This window comes from Chromohalobacter sp. 48-RD10 (assembly GCF_029889785.1).
Taxonomy (GTDB): Bacteria; Pseudomonadota; Gammaproteobacteria; order Pseudomonadales; family Halomonadaceae; genus Chromohalobacter.
The window spans coordinates 30,384-43,811 of the sequence record NZ_JARANX010000007.1 but is presented as its reverse complement, the minus strand read 5'-3'; the positions used below and the strand labels follow the sequence as shown (position 1 = coordinate 43,811).

Annotated in this window: 12 protein-coding genes; 4 read left to right on the top strand and 8 right to left on the bottom strand. The window is 63.0% G+C overall.

Annotated features, from left to right (window positions below):
- Positions 1–37: 37 nt before the first annotated feature.
- The 6 genes from OP496_RS09680 to OP496_RS09655 all read right to left on the bottom strand — a co-directional run bounded on the left by OP496_RS09680 (position 38) and on the right by OP496_RS09655 (position 6,756).
- The gene (locus tag OP496_RS09680; RefSeq protein ID WP_280563423.1) at positions 38–991 is read right to left on the bottom strand and encodes a PDR/VanB family oxidoreductase; all 954 of its coding nucleotides are present in this window, start codon (positions 989–991) and stop codon (positions 38–40) included.
- A gap of 12 nt (positions 992–1,003) precedes the next feature.
- Entirely contained in the window at positions 1,004–2,668 is a 1,665-nt protein-coding gene (locus OP496_RS09675; RefSeq protein ID WP_280563422.1) for a choline dehydrogenase, read from the bottom strand.
- Positions 2,669–2,697: 29 nt separating this feature from the next.
- Positions 2,698–3,657: an ABC transporter substrate-binding protein gene (locus OP496_RS09670; RefSeq protein ID WP_280563421.1), complete on the bottom strand. Its 960-nt coding sequence runs from the start codon at positions 3,655–3,657 to the stop codon at positions 2,698–2,700.
- A gap of 61 nt (positions 3,658–3,718) precedes the next feature.
- Positions 3,719–4,486, bottom strand: coding sequence for an SDR family NAD(P)-dependent oxidoreductase (locus OP496_RS09665; protein WP_280563420.1), 768 nt, complete (start codon positions 4,484–4,486; stop codon positions 3,719–3,721).
- Entirely contained in the window at positions 4,483–5,649 is a 1,167-nt protein-coding gene (locus OP496_RS09660; protein WP_280563419.1) for an aromatic ring-hydroxylating dioxygenase subunit alpha, read from the bottom strand. Before OP496_RS09660 ends, OP496_RS09665 begins: the two co-directional genes overlap by 4 nt.
- 210 nt (positions 5,650–5,859) lie before the next feature.
- The gene (locus OP496_RS09655; RefSeq protein WP_280563418.1) at positions 5,860–6,756 is read right to left on the bottom strand and encodes a LysR family transcriptional regulator; all 897 of its coding nucleotides are present in this window, start codon (positions 6,754–6,756) and stop codon (positions 5,860–5,862) included.
- A 222-nt stretch (positions 6,757–6,978) separates the two neighbouring features.
- On the opposite strand from OP496_RS09655, the gene leuC reads away from it, so the two are divergent.
- From leuC to asd, 4 genes are all read left to right on the top strand, one after another.
- The gene (gene leuC / locus OP496_RS09650) at positions 6,979–8,442 is read left to right on the top strand and encodes a 3-isopropylmalate dehydratase large subunit (protein ID WP_280563417.1); all 1,464 of its coding nucleotides are present in this window, start codon (positions 6,979–6,981) and stop codon (positions 8,440–8,442) included.
- A 2-nt stretch (positions 8,443–8,444) separates the two neighbouring features.
- On the top strand, positions 8,445–9,092 hold the full coding sequence (gene leuD / locus OP496_RS09645) for a 3-isopropylmalate dehydratase small subunit (protein ID WP_280563416.1): 648 nt from the start codon (positions 8,445–8,447) through the stop codon (positions 9,090–9,092).
- Between the two features lie 177 nt (positions 9,093–9,269).
- On the top strand, positions 9,270–10,349 hold the full coding sequence (gene leuB, locus OP496_RS09640) for a 3-isopropylmalate dehydrogenase (RefSeq protein WP_280563414.1): 1,080 nt from the start codon (positions 9,270–9,272) through the stop codon (positions 10,347–10,349).
- 56 nt (positions 10,350–10,405) lie between these two features.
- A complete protein-coding gene (gene asd / locus OP496_RS09635; RefSeq protein WP_280563412.1) occupies positions 10,406–11,521 on the top strand; it encodes an aspartate-semialdehyde dehydrogenase in 1,116 nt (371 codons plus the stop codon).
- A gap of 136 nt (positions 11,522–11,657) precedes the next feature.
- Here asd and OP496_RS09630 read toward each other — a convergent pair whose 3' ends face one another.
- Together OP496_RS09630 and OP496_RS09625 are read right to left on the bottom strand one after the other, a co-directional pair.
- A complete protein-coding gene (locus OP496_RS09630; RefSeq protein WP_280563410.1) occupies positions 11,658–12,083 on the bottom strand; it encodes a GNAT family N-acetyltransferase in 426 nt (141 codons plus the stop codon).
- Positions 12,076–13,269 (bottom strand): cupin domain-containing protein, encoded by a 1,194-nt coding sequence (locus OP496_RS09625; protein WP_280563408.1) that lies wholly within the window; start codon positions 13,267–13,269, stop codon positions 12,076–12,078. Before OP496_RS09625 ends, OP496_RS09630 begins: the two co-directional genes overlap by 8 nt.
- Positions 13,270–13,428 lie beyond the last annotated feature (159 nt).

Genomic DNA, 13,428 nt, shown 5'->3' with positions numbered 1-13,428 from the left:
GATTGTCGAATGGGCGTGGAAAGCGCTCGCGCCGGCCTCACAGGTCGAGCACCAGTCGCTCCCCCCTGGGGCGCGAAACGCAGACGTAAATGATGTCGTTGGCGGCTTTTTCGGCATCGGACTGAAGGACGTCGCGATGCTCGACCTCGCCTTCGAGTACGGGGATCCCGCAGGTACCGCAGGCGCCTTCGCAGCACAGGCTGTCCGGCGCTGCGCCGGCACGCGCCAGGCCGTCGAGCAGGGTTTCGTCCTCGGCGAGCGTGAAGTGCTTGTCGCTGCGTGCGAGTTCGATCCGGCAAGGCGTGGTACGCGCTACCGGCGCCTGCGATGCGCCCCGGAAGCGTTCCATTTGCAGTGCGCCCGGAGGCCACGCCTGTGCCGCGTCGGTCAAGGCGTCCAGCAGGCTCTCGGGGCCGCAAGCATAAACGCCGGTGTCCGGCGCGTAGTCGCCCAGCAGCACACGCGGGGCGAGCCTTCCCTGCATGGCGGAGGCGTGCAGATGCAGCCGCGACGCGGGCAGGAACGCGCTGAGTTCATCGAGGAACGCCGCCTCGTCCCGGTGGCGTACCAGATAATGCACCTCGACCGTATCGCCCCGCTCGACGAGTCGGCGCGCCATGGCGACGAGTGGCGTGATGCCGATCCCGCCCCCGATCAGCCGGTAGTGCTGCCGGTCGTCGGCGAGGGGGAAGCGATCCTGGGGCGGGGAGACGCGCAGTTGCGTGCCGATGCCTGCCTGCTCGGCCAGAAAGGCGGATCCCCCGCGCGATGCCGGATCATGCAGCACGCCGATGCGATAGCGGCCGTGACGCGCGTCGTCCAGCAGCGAATAGTGACGTATCAGCCCATTGGGGAGGTGCACCTCGAGATGGGCACCTGCCGGGGCCGGCGGCAGGTCGACACCATCGGCGGCGACCAGCTCGATCTGGTAGATAGCGCTCGATAGCCGCTGATGGCTCTCGATCACGACGTCGAATGGCGTCGCGGTCATGGCATGGCCTCCTCAACGTTGCTGATGTTGCCAGTCGTCATGCAGCCAGAACGGGGCGTCAGAGGGCGCCGGCGGCACATGGCCGAGGACCATGTCGCTGGCCTTTTCGGCGATCATGACGGTCGGTGCATTGGTATTGCCGCTGACCACGCGTGGCATGATCGAGGCATCGACCACACGCAAGCCGGCGATGCCATGCACGCGAAGCGCGTGATCGACCACGGCATCCGGGTCCTCGGCCGGGCCCATCTTGCAGGTGCCGGCGGCGTGATAGCCGGTTTCCGTCGTGGCGCGCGCCCAGGCATCCAGCGCCTCATCGCTCTGGCATTCGGCGCCGGGGGAAATTTCTTCGCCCCGTAAATCCGCGAATGCCGGCTGTTCGACCAGCTCCCTGACGCGACGCACGGCCGCGCGCATGTCGGCGCGGTCGCGCTCGCTGGCGAGATAGTTGAAGACGATTTCCGGCGCTTGAGCGGGGTCCGTACCCGTGAGGTGCAAGCGGCCCATGCTCGTGGGGCGCATCAAATCGATATGTATCTGGAACGCATGCTCGCGCAGGCTTTCGGTGGTGCCGGGCGCGATGGCCAGTGACATGAACGTCAACTGGATGTCGGGATGCTCGACCCCTGCCCGCGAGCGGATGAAGGCGCCGGCATCGAACTGGTTGCTCGCCGCCAGGCCGCGCCGGTCGAGAAACCAGCGCATGCCCAGCCACCACTTGCGGGGTGCGTAGGTCCAGGGCGCATGCGATACCGGTTGTTGGCAGCGATATGCCACGACGGTATCCGGATGGTCGCTGAGCCGGCGGCCCACGCCCTCGAGCGTGTGGACGCGAGGGATGCCCCAGCGGGTCAGTTCGTCGTCGGGGCCGATGCCGGAGAGCATCAGCAACTGGGGACTGTTGATGGCGCCGCCCGCCAGAATGACCTCGCGAGTGGCGCGTGCCCGGTGCAGCGTGTCGGCGTGGCGATATTCGATGCCCTCGGCCCCGGTCTCGCCGACGAGTACGCGCTGCGCCAACGCTTGGGTGATGACCGTCAGGTTGGTGCGCTTTTCGGCGCGCGCCAGGTAGCCACGCGCCGTGCTCCAGCGCCTGCCCGCGCGCGTCGTGCGGTCGACGCGCCCGAAGCCTTCCTGACGATAGCCGTTGAGGTCGTCGCTGGCGGCATAACCGGCCTCTTCACCGGCGGCCAGGAAGGCCTTCGCCAGAGGATCCTCGGGGCGACCGGCACTGACATGCAGAGGCCCTGTCTCGCCATGGTAGGCATCGGCGCCCAGCTCGTGGGTTTCGGCACGGCGAAAGTAGGGCAGGACGTGCCGGTAGCCCCAGCCGTGGCAGCCGGCTTCTTCCCAGGCATCGTAATCGCGGGCGTGGCCACGGATGTACACCATGCCGTTGATCGACGATGAGCCGCCCAGCGTGCGCCCACGCGGCGTGGCGATGCGCCGCCCGTCGAGATAGGGTTCGGGGCCCGACCAGTAATGCCAGTTGAAGTGCGGGCCGTCGATAGCCGCTCCCATGGCGGCGGGCATGTCGATGGTCCACGAGCGATCGCGAGGCCCGGCTTCGAGCAACAATACGCGGGATTCGCCATCGGCGGTGAGTCGATCGGCCAGTACGCAGCCGGCCGAGCCTGCCCCGACGATGATGTAATCGTAATCTTGGTTAGTCGTCATGCAAGCATCCTGAGGCGAAGGTCGAAAGATCAACGCGAGGCCTGGTAGGCGTCTTGAGCGCGCGTGTCGCCATCCGCCGTGGTGACGCCTTCGAGCCAGGCGTTGACCCGCTCGGGATGCGACTGGATCCAGTCGGCGGCGACCGTTTCCAGCGGTTGCTCCTCACGGCTGTAGGCGTAGACCCATTGGTTCTGGACGGCGATGGGCACGACCATGTTCTTGAGAAAGGCGATGACGTTGGGATGGTGTTCGGCGAAGTCGCTGGCGACGACCGAGGACACCGAGCTGGCGTCGCCCCAGAGGTTCTCGGGATCCTCCAGATAGCGAATGTCGAAGTCGACATTCATCCAATGCGGCTCCCAGCCCAGGAAAGCGATCCATTGATCATTGCTAATGTCGCTTGCGACCTGAGACATCATGCCGGTCACGCTGGAAGCCGCGACGCGCCAGCCTTCCAAGTCGTAAGTGTCGTTGGTGATGGCCTTGTGCATCAATTCGTTGCCGACGTTGCCCGGCTCGATACCATAGAAGGTGCGATCGAAGCGTTCCGCGTGCTCGGCGAGGTCGGCCATCGAGTGCACGCCGGCGTCCCACACGTACTCGGGCACCGCGAGCTGGAAGCGTGCACCGTCGATGTTCTTGACGACCTCGATCAATTCGCCAGCCTCTAGGCGAGGATCGAGCATGTCGCTCTGCGACGGCCGCCAGAGCGCCATGTTGATATCGAGATCACCACTGACCATGCTTTCCAAGAGAATAGATGGGCTGGCTTCTTGCAGGGTGGCGCGATAACCGAGCGTGTCCAGGAGTTGCCGTGCCACTTCTGATTTGACGGTGGCGCCGGGCCATTGGGGTGTGCCGAAGCGAACCACATCGGTCTCGGCTTGGGCGAGGCTGAAAGGCGTGAGCAGCAACGCGCCCAAGGCCCCGCCAATGAGAGCGCTCATCAGGCGGCCATTCCTGGGACGGTGTGGGAACGTATCGGTCATGGGAATATCCTCGTTAAGTCTGGTGTTGTCGTTGTGCGTGCGAGAGCACGGTGAGAAGTGCTCAAAAGCCGCATACGCCACCACCGTCCACGGATAGGATGGCGCCATGTGTGAAGCCGGCCTGGGGGGAGGCGAGATAAAGCACGGCATCGGCGATCTCTTGCGGTTGCCCCATGCGCTTCAAGGGCGCACGTCGATGGGCCGCGTCTCGGTAGGCGCGTGGGTCGTCGCTGGTCTCGGTGGCGTGTTGGATCATGTCGGTCTCGACATTGCCCGGGCATACGCAGTTAAGACGTATGCGACCGGCCAGCTCCAGGGCCAGGGCGCGGGTCAGGTTGACCACGGCGGCCTTGGCACCGGAATAGACGCTGCTCGGTGGAAAGCCGATCAGTCCGGCATCCGAGCCCAGGTTGACGACGTTGCCGTCACTGGACTCGAGGTGCGGTAGCGCCGCCTGGATGCAGAAGAACGTGCCGCCGACGTTGACGCGGAAGGTGGAATCCCAATGCGCCTGAGTGACCGCTTCGAAGGGCACTTCTTCGAAGACGCCGGCGCAATTGACCAGGATGTCGAGCCCGCCGAGGCGCTCGACGGCAGCCTCCACGACCGCCTGGCACTCGCTCTGGGTGCCAATCTCGCCGACGGCGGCTTCCACCGTGGCCGAGGCAAGGTCGGTATCCATCAGCGAGTCGCGAAATGCGTCGATGGACGATTGGTGACGGGCGCCGATGGCGACGTTCGCGCCCTGTTCCAGGAAGCGTCGTGCGGTGGCGGCGCCGATGCCACGGGCGCCGCCGGTCACCAGCACGCGTTGACCAGTGAATGTCATGCTGGCCTCTCCTGAAGTGTGGAGGCGTCGCCGTGCAAGGCCTGGAATACCAGGCGATGAAAGTGAAGCACCAGATGCTCGCTTTCATTGCTGCGCGCGGCGTCGATCATATAGCGCCCCTGGTCGTAGCCCAGCGAGTGGAGGCCTTTCTGCACGCTGATGTTGAGCTCGATGTCTTCGGGGCCGAGCTCTTCGTTCATCCAGCGCATGCTGGCCTTTGTCACTTCCGGCAGCGTGTCGTGGGGGGTGTAATATCCGAAGCGCAGAATCGAACGCTCGGCATCCAGCGGGATGATCATGAACGTGCCCATGCACTGTGAGAACGGAAACTGGTAGAAGGTGTTATGCGGCCAGATGCCGATGTTGAAAAAGCCGTCGCCGTTGCCGGCCGGACGATCCAATGGCACGCCGTAGGCTTCCTTGGCGCTGGCATTGGGCGGTGCGCCATAGGTCCACCAGTTGTCATGATGGGTCAGGCGGTAGCCATCGAAGTCGATCAAGGCGGCCAGGTCGACGTGATGGGGCCCGGAAAGCTGGAAGTGATAGCCCTCGATGGAGTTATCCATGATCACTTTCCAGTTGGCGGGGATGATGACGTCGTCTTCCTGGATCAGTTGCATGTCATCCAGGTCCGGAATGGCCTCATGAATGGCGGTCTCGGCGCCAGGGAAGAGCGTCTGCATGTCGGTCGCGTCGGGATCGAAGTTGAAGTAGACGCACCCGGCGAAGACTTCCAGACGTACCGGCGGGATGTGGTAATCATCGACGTTGAAGGCCGCAATCCGGTCACTGCGCGGTGCGGCGCGCAGGCTGCCATCCAGCCCGTAGCACCAGGAGTGGTAGGCACAACGAATGACACCTTTCTGAACGCCGCGCGTCTCGTCGAGCAGACGGGTGCCACGGTGCTGGCAGACATTATGAAACGCATGCAAGTCGCCTTGGCGGTCACGTATCACGATCACGCTCTGATCGAAGATCTCGCGCACCACGAAAGCACCGGGTTCGGCTACCTCATTGACATGACAGGCGAAGTGCCAGGCGCCCATGAAAATGCGGTCGCGTTCGGCGGCGAAGAGTTGCGGATCGAAGAAGTAGCGTGAAGGAAGCGTCAGCGCCTTTTCCGTAGACTGCTCCGCCCACGCGTGGGGAGTGGTATTGGTCATGTCCTGCCTCATGCAAGCGGTTTGTGTCGTTGGTCTGGCACAAGGCTAAGGCGGTACCGAGAGGGCTACATGATGTTTTCTGACATGACGTATCCGTCGATTTGATAGTAAGCGACGTTTTTGTGTCGCTATCGATCAAATTAAGGTGACGAAAAAAGGCGAAGACCCTGGCTGTCTACTGATTAGTGTTGACCTTTAACGACATCCGGATCACGACGGCCAGTCCATGGCACGGTGATCCCGGGCATCATCCAGCATCTCTAGCATGGCCCTGGCGGCATTGGAGAGGGTGCGGCTCTTGTGGAACAGGTAACCCAGCGGGCGCTGAATGGGACGATGATCGATGGGTAGTACCTCGATCTCGTCGTCGATCATGGTGTCGGGCAATACGCTCCAGCCGAGCCCGATGGCCACCATCATCTTGAGCGTCTCGAGGTAGTTGGTGGACAGCGAGACGTTTACCTTGAGTCCGTCGCGGGCGAAGGTATCCACCACGATGCCGCGCGTGAAGGTCAAATGCCCCGGCAGCACGGCGTCGTAATCGGACAGCGCCGACAAGGCGAGTTCCTCGCGACCGGCGAGGGCATGCTCACGCCCGCACACGAAACGCAACTGGTCGATCCACACCGGCACCACCGTCAGTGCCGGGTCGGGCACCGGCGCCAGCGTGACCACGGCGAGTTCCAGTTCGCCATCCAGAACCCCCTGATAGGCCTGCTCGGAATCCAGAAAGCGCATGTCCATGCGCACCTCGGGATGCGCTTGAGTGTAAGCCTTGAGCAGCGGTGGCAGACGATGTAGGCCGACATGGTGACTGGTCGCCATGGTCAGGCTGCCGCTGACGTCGCCAGCGAGGTTGGAAAGCGCGCGACGGCTGTCGTCGAACATCACCAGGATCTCGCGGGCGCGGGGCAGTAGCGTGCGACCAGCTTCGGTGAGCGTCACGCGACGATTGAGTCGGTCGAATAACGGCGCGTCGACTTGATTTTCGAGCCCTGCGATACGTTTGCTGACCGCAGGTTGGGTCAAGTGAAGCTGCTCTGCGGCGAGCGAGAACGAGCCATTGTCAGCCACGGCGAGGAAGGCTTGCAGGCTTTGTGTGTCCATGAATGCGCTCTAGTGGCTCTGTATTCTATTACGGAATGCAAAGCATAAATAACATGAATTGCTTTTATCCATAAGCCCCCTTAGTCTCGGGAATATCAGAGGTTGCGCCGGTTATCGCGGTGCTTAGCAAGGCGACATTTAGCAAGGCGACGTGTTTCAAGACGACATAGAGCGTCATCGCCCAACCTTCCCTGTCGGGGAGGCACGAGTGGAGGAGATTCCATGGCAGGCCAGACTCTTTACGACAAGCTTTGGTCGCGGCACCTGGTAAAGGAACGCGACGATGGCACGGCGTTGATCTATATCGACCGTCACCTGCTGCACGAGGTGACCTCGCCGCAGGCCTTCGAGGGGCTGCGTCTTGCCGGGCGCAAACCATGGCGATTGGATACCAACCTCGCCACGCCGGACCATAACGTGCCGACCACGCTCAAGGAGCGTGCCGAGGGCAATGCGGGTATCGTCGATCCGGTCTCGCGCATTCAGGTCGAGACGCTGGACGACAATTGCACCAGCTTCGGCATCGAGGAATTCCGCATCAACGACGCGCGCCAGGGCATCGTGCATGTGGTGGGACCGGAACAAGGTGCCACTCAGCCCGGCATGACGGTCGTCTGCGGCGATTCTCATACCGCCACGCACGGCGCCTTCGGGGCCTTGGCGCACGGCATCGGTACATCCGAGGTCGAGCATGTGCTGGCGACTCAATGTCTGATCCAGCATAAGATGAAGAACCTGCAGGTGCGCGTCGAGGGTGAACTGGGTCTTGGCGTGACGGCGAAGGATATCGTGCTGGCGGTGATCGGCAAGATCGGCACCGCCGGCGGCACCGGTTATGCCATCGAGTTTGCCGGCAGCGCGATTCGCGAGCTGTCCATGGAAGGCCGCATGACCATCTGCAACATGGCTATCGAGGCCGGCGCGCGTGTGGGGTTGGTGGCGGTCGATGACACCACCATCGAATACCTGCGTCAGCGGCCCTTCGCCCCCAGTGAAGAATACTGGGACGCGGCGGTCGCCGACTGGCGCGAGCTGGTCTCTGACGCCGATGCGGCTTTCGACAAGGTCGTCGAGCTCGACGCCGCCGCGATAGAACCGCAGGTCACCTGGGGCACTAGCCCGGAAATGGTCGCGGGCGTCGGTGCACAGGTACCGGATCCGGCCGCTGCCGGCGATGAGACCGTGCAGCAGGGCGTTTCGCGCGCGCTCGAGTACATGGGGCTCCAGGCGGGGCAGCAGATCACCGATATCCAGCTCGACAAGGTCTTCATCGGCTCGTGCACCAACTCGCGCATCGAGGATCTGCGCGAGGCGTCCAGGGTCGCCAAGGGCCGCAAGGTGGCGGATACCATCCAACTGGCGATGGTCGTGCCTGGCTCCGGGTTGGTCAAGCGCCAGGCCGAAGAGGAAGGACTGGACAAGATCTTCCTCGAGGCGGGCTTCGAATGGCGCGAGCCGGGCTGCTCCATGTGCCTGGCGATGAACGCCGACAAGCTGGGGACCGGTGAGCATTGCGCTTCGACCTCGAATCGCAACTTCGAGGGGCGCCAGGGCTATGGTGGCCGCACGCACCTGGTGAGCCCCGCCATGGCGGCGGCGGCGGCCATCGCCGGTCACTTCGTCGATGTACGCGACTTCGGTGCCGGGCGCGCCGCCAACGACGATAGCCAAGTACAGGAGGCGTGAGCATGCGACAGTTCGACCGTCATCAGGGCCTCGTGGCGCCCATGGATCGCGCCAACGTGGACACGGACCTGATCATTCCCAAGCAGTTTCTGAAGTCGATCAAGCGTACCGGCTTCGGCCCCAATCTGTTCGACGAGCTGCGCTATCTGGATGAAGGCTATCCGGGGCAGGATGTCGCGAACCGGCCGCTCAATCCGAATTTCGTGCTCAACCAGTCGCGCTATCAGGGCGCCAGCGTGTTGCTGGCGCGCCGTAACTTCGGCTGCGGTAGTTCGCGCGAGCATGCGCCCTGGGCACTCGAGGATTTCGGCTTTCGCGTGATCATTGCGCCGAGCTTTGCCGATATCTTCTATAACAACGCCTTCAAGAATGGCTTGTTGCTGATCACCTTCGATGAAGCCACGGTGGATCGCCTGTTCCAGGAAGCCGAGGCCGAGGAGGGCTATCGCTTGGATGTCGATCTGGAGAGCCAGCAGGTCATCACGCCGCATGGCGAGACGCTTACCTTCGAGGTCGATTCGTTTCGCAAGCAATGCCTGCTCGAAGGGCTGGACGATATCGGCCTGACGCTCAAGGATGGCGATGCCATTGCGGATTTCGAGCAGCGCCATCGTCAGGCGCGGCCATGGCTGTTCCGCCAGGCCGGATGACGCCGGCACCCTTTGAATAACAACAACGCTGGACACAACCAATAGGGAAGCCCGGCTCAATGAGTCGGGATGGCAGGGAATGCCCACCTTCTCGTGGTCGGCGTCGTGGCGCCGACCACCCACGAACCATCACTCACGTCATCCACGATGATGTGTCGAGTAGTGAGAGAGTACGCCATGAGTCGCAAGATTCTCGTTCTACCGGGCGACGGTATCGGCCCGGAAATTACCCGCGAGGCGGTCAAGATCCTCAACGCGTGCCGCGAGGCGGGCCTGGAGACCAGCATCGAGGAAGGTCTGGTCGGTGGGGCGGGGATCGACGCCCATGGCGTGCCGCTGCCCGATGAGACACTGGCGAGCGCCAAGGCGGCCGATGCCGTGTTGCTGGGCGCCGTGGGTGGCCCGAACTGGGACAAGATCGAGGATCTGGCCAAGCGGCCCGAGAAAGGCTTGCTGGGTTTGCGCAAGAATTTCAACCTGTTCGGTAACCTGCGTCCGGCCCTGCTCTATCCGCAACTGGCCTCGGCCTCGAGCCTCAAGCCCGAGATCGTCGCCGGGCTGGATATCATGATCGTGCGCGAATTGACCGGCGGTATCTACTTCGGCCAGCCGCGTGGCATCGAAGAGCGCGATGGCGAAAAGGTCGGCTTTAATACCTATGTCTATGCCGAGCACGAGATCGAACGCATCGGGCGGGTGGCCTTCGAGATGGCGCGTGCGCGGGGCGGTAAACTCTGTTCGGTGGACAAGGCCAACGTGCTCGAGGTCACCATTTTGTGGCGCGAAGTCATGGAGCGGCTGGCGCCGGAGTATCCCGACGTCGAGCTGTCGCATATGTACGTCGACAACGCCGCCATGCAACTGGTGCGCGCGCCCAAGCAGTTCGACGTTATCGTTACCGGCAACATGTTCGGTGATATCCTCTCCGATGCGGCGGCGATGCTGACGGGCTCGATCGGGATGTTGCCCTCGGCATCGCTCAACGAACAACGGCAGGGCATGTACGAACCCTGCCATGGCAGTGCGCCGGATATTGCCGGGCAAGGCATCGCCAATCCGTTGGCGACGATCTTGTCCGTGGCCATGATGCTGCGTTATTCCCTCGAGGCACCGGCGCTGGCCGAGCGCATCGAACGCGCCGTGGGCTCGGTGCTCGATCAGGGACTGCGTACCGCCGATATCGCCTTTGAGGACACGACGCCCGTGTCGACCCAGGCGATGGGCGATGCCGTGTTGGCGGCATTTCAGGCGCAGTGAGCGCGGCTCACGTATCATGGCCATACGCCCATTCGTAGATTGCAGGAGGACGACACATGCTTAGAGTCGGTTTTGTCGGTTGGCGGGGAATGGTGGGGTCCGTCCTCATGCAACGCATGCGCGAGGATGGCGATTTCGCCGGCCTCGAACCGGTGTTCTTCACCACTTCCCAGGTAGGTCAGCCGGGCCCCGATATCGGGGGCGAGGTACCGCCCCTGAAGGATGCGCATGATCTGGAAACGCTCAAGACGCTCGATGTGATCGTGACCACACAGGGTGGCGATTACACCGAGAAGGTCTACCAGCCCCTGCGTGAAGCGGGCTGGCAGGGCTACTGGATCGACGCCGCCAGCGCGCTGCGTATGGCGGACGAGGCGACGATCGTGCTCGATCCGGTCAACCGTCACGTCATCGAACGCAGTCTCGCCAATGGCGGCAAGACGTTCGTGGGCGGCAATTGCACCGTCAGCCTGATGCTACTGGGCTTGGGTGGCTTGTTCGAGGCCAATATGGTGGAGTGGATGACCTCCATGACCTACCAGGCCGCGTCAGGCTCGGGCGCCAAGCACATGCGTGAACTGCTTTCTCAGATGGGTGCCCTGCATGGTGCTGCGGCGTCGTCGCTGGCGGATCCGGGCAGTGCGATCCTGGATATCGACCGTCAGGTGACGCAGGCCATGCGCGGCGGTGATTTCCCCACCGATCAGTTCGGCGAGCCGCTGGCCGGAAGCCTGTTGCCGTGGATCGACAAGGCGATGGACAACGGTCAGAGCAAGGAAGAATGGAAAGGCGGTGCCGAGAGCAACAAGATTCTCGCCACCGGCGATTCACCGATTCCCATCGATGGCTTGTGCGTACGGATCGGTGCGATGCGCTCGCATAGCCAGGCGTTCACCATCAAGCTCAAGCAGGACGTACCGCTCGACGAGATCGAAGACCGTCTGGCCAAGCACAACCAGTGGGCGAAGGTGATTCCCAACGATAAGGATGCCACCCTGCAAAGCCTGACACCGGCGGCCGCGACCGGCACGCTGGATGTACCGGTTGGGCGCTTGCGCAAGCTGGCCATGGGCGGCGAATACCTCTCCGCCTTTTCGGTGGGCGATCAGCTGTTGTGGGGAGCGGCGGAGCCGCTCAAGCGGATGCTGGGCATCCTGCGCGAACAGCGTTGAACCGCACGCCTTGTAACTGTAGGTATTGAAACTGTAGGTCTTTCAATTACACGCATCTAAAAGCAAGACGAAGGGCGCCGCATGGGCGCCCTTCGTATTTGTGGACGTCGGGTCATGAGTCCGGCAATAGACTCTTTTATTGAAAATGCAGGCTCATATGGTAGTGAGGGATATTGGCATCGAGGAACTCGTCGCCATGCGCGGTAAAGCCCAGGCGTTCGTAGAAGGGGATCGCGTAGGTCTGTGCATCCAGATGCACAGCGTGGTGGCCGGCTTCGTGGGCCGCCACCAGCGTCGCTTCCATCAGATGCAGGCCTAGTCCCTGGCCGCGGGCTTCCTCGAGAATCGCCACACGCCCGATATGGCCGTCCGGCAATAGACGCGCCGTGCCCATGGCGCGGTCATCTACATGCAGCAAAAAATGCAGACCTTGTGGGTCGCGGCCATCCCATTCTTCCGCCTGGGGGACTTTCTGCTCCTCGATGAAGACGGCCTTGCGAATCGCGCTGCACGCTGCGCCCAGCGTCACCCAGTCACCGCTGGTGACATGCCGTTCACGCATCGTCGTCTTCCTGCGTCTCGTCTTGCCATTGGAGGCTGCCATGACTGACCAGCTCGGCAAGCAGCATCAGAGCCTGATCGTCCAGGTGGGAGGCCAGCGTGGCGGCATGCAGTGGCGTGGTATCGGCTAGCAGGCGCGCGAGCCCTGGCGGACAGGCATGGCCGTCGCCATCCGTAAACAGCGTGGCGTGGCCGTTCTCCTCGTGAAATGCGAAGCGCGAGCCCAGCGCGCGTTCCAGGTAGTGTCCCTGCGATAATGCCGCGGCGATGGCATCGCTATCGGTTGGCGCCTCGAGGGGCGCGAGCTGATCGGCATACTTGGGCTGGGTCATGACGCGTCCGAACCATTGCGTCATCTGCGCCGGATCGTCGATCACCGACAGCATCAACGTGCGCACGCGCTTGATGGCATCGTCATCGAGACGGCCGGCGTGTTCGATGGGGCCCAGATCAGGGTCGGTGTAACGTGAGGTCTCGGACTGCATTTCACCGAGATAGTCGGCGAACGAGGTGATGATCTCGTCAGTGGACGGTGCGCGAAAGCCGATCGAATAGGTCATGCAGTCGGTGCTCTGGCTGACGCCGTGATGGGCGATGCGCGGTGGCAGATACAGCATGTCGCCGGGCTCGAGCACCCAGTCCTCACCGGGGGTGACCTCGAAGCGTTCGAGCATGCGCAGGTCGAGGCCCGAGACGATGGGGGCATCGTCGGGCTGCTCGCCGCCGAGTTGCCAGCGGCGCTGGCCGCTTCCCTGAAGCAGGAAGACATCGTAGCTGTCGACGTGGGGGCCGACACTGCCCTCGGGCGGCGCGTAGCTGACCATGACGTCGTCGAGGCGCCAGCGCGGCAGGAAATCGAAGGCCTCGAGCAAGGCGGCGACGTCGGGCACGTAATGATCGACGGCCTGAACCAGCAGAGACCATTCTCGGTCGGGCAGGCGCGCGAAGGTGGCGTCATCGAAGGGGCCCTGGCTGACCTGCCATGGCTTGTCGGGGCCGTGCACCTCGACCAGGCGCGCTTCGATGCCGTCTTCACAGGCCAGGCCGGCGAGTTCCTCCGGCGTAAGCGGCGATTCGAAGTCGGCGAAGGCGCCACGAATCAGTAGCGGTTTTTTTTGCCAGTAGTCACGCAGGAACTCAGCGGCGGTTAAACCGCCGAGTATCGATAAAGGAGTATGGGAAGACATGGGCACTATCTCTTGGAATACTAAAGCCGTGGTGGCTTCGAGTCGCGGTTGTTCTGGCGACAGGCCTGCGAGGGGGCGCTGTCAATACATCCCTGTACGCTACTTTTGCCATCCATGGCAAAAAAACCCCTCTACGGCCTGTCCCCAGCGCTGCTCACC

Excerpts from the sequence above, each read along its gene's own strand:
- OP496_RS09680 (WP_280563423.1), bottom strand. The coding sequence starts at position 991 with ATGACCGCGACGCCATTCGACGTCGTGATCGAGAGCCATCAGCGGCTA.
- OP496_RS09675 (WP_280563422.1), bottom strand. The coding sequence starts at position 2,668 with ATGACGACTAACCAAGATTACGATTACATCATCGTCGGGGCAGGCTCG.
- OP496_RS09670 (WP_280563421.1), bottom strand. The coding sequence starts at position 3,657 with ATGACCGATACGTTCCCACACCGTCCCAGGAATGGCCGCCTGATGAGC.
- OP496_RS09665 (WP_280563420.1), bottom strand. The coding sequence starts at position 4,486 with ATGACATTCACTGGTCAACGCGTGCTGGTGACCGGCGGCGCCCGTGGC.
- OP496_RS09660 (WP_280563419.1), bottom strand. The coding sequence starts at position 5,649 with ATGACCAATACCACTCCCCACGCGTGGGCGGAGCAGTCTACGGAAAAG.
- OP496_RS09655 (WP_280563418.1), bottom strand. The coding sequence starts at position 6,756 with ATGGACACACAAAGCCTGCAAGCCTTCCTCGCCGTGGCTGACAATGGC.
- leuC (WP_280563417.1), top strand. The coding sequence starts at position 6,979 with ATGGCAGGCCAGACTCTTTACGACAAGCTTTGGTCGCGGCACCTGGTA.
- leuD (WP_280563416.1), top strand. The coding sequence starts at position 8,445 with ATGCGACAGTTCGACCGTCATCAGGGCCTCGTGGCGCCCATGGATCGC.
- leuB (WP_280563414.1), top strand. The coding sequence starts at position 9,270 with ATGAGTCGCAAGATTCTCGTTCTACCGGGCGACGGTATCGGCCCGGAA.
- asd (WP_280563412.1), top strand. The coding sequence starts at position 10,406 with ATGCTTAGAGTCGGTTTTGTCGGTTGGCGGGGAATGGTGGGGTCCGTC.
- OP496_RS09630 (WP_280563410.1), bottom strand. The coding sequence starts at position 12,083 with ATGCGTGAACGGCATGTCACCAGCGGTGACTGGGTGACGCTGGGCGCA.
- OP496_RS09625 (WP_280563408.1), bottom strand. The coding sequence starts at position 13,269 with ATGTCTTCCCATACTCCTTTATCGATACTCGGCGGTTTAACCGCCGCT.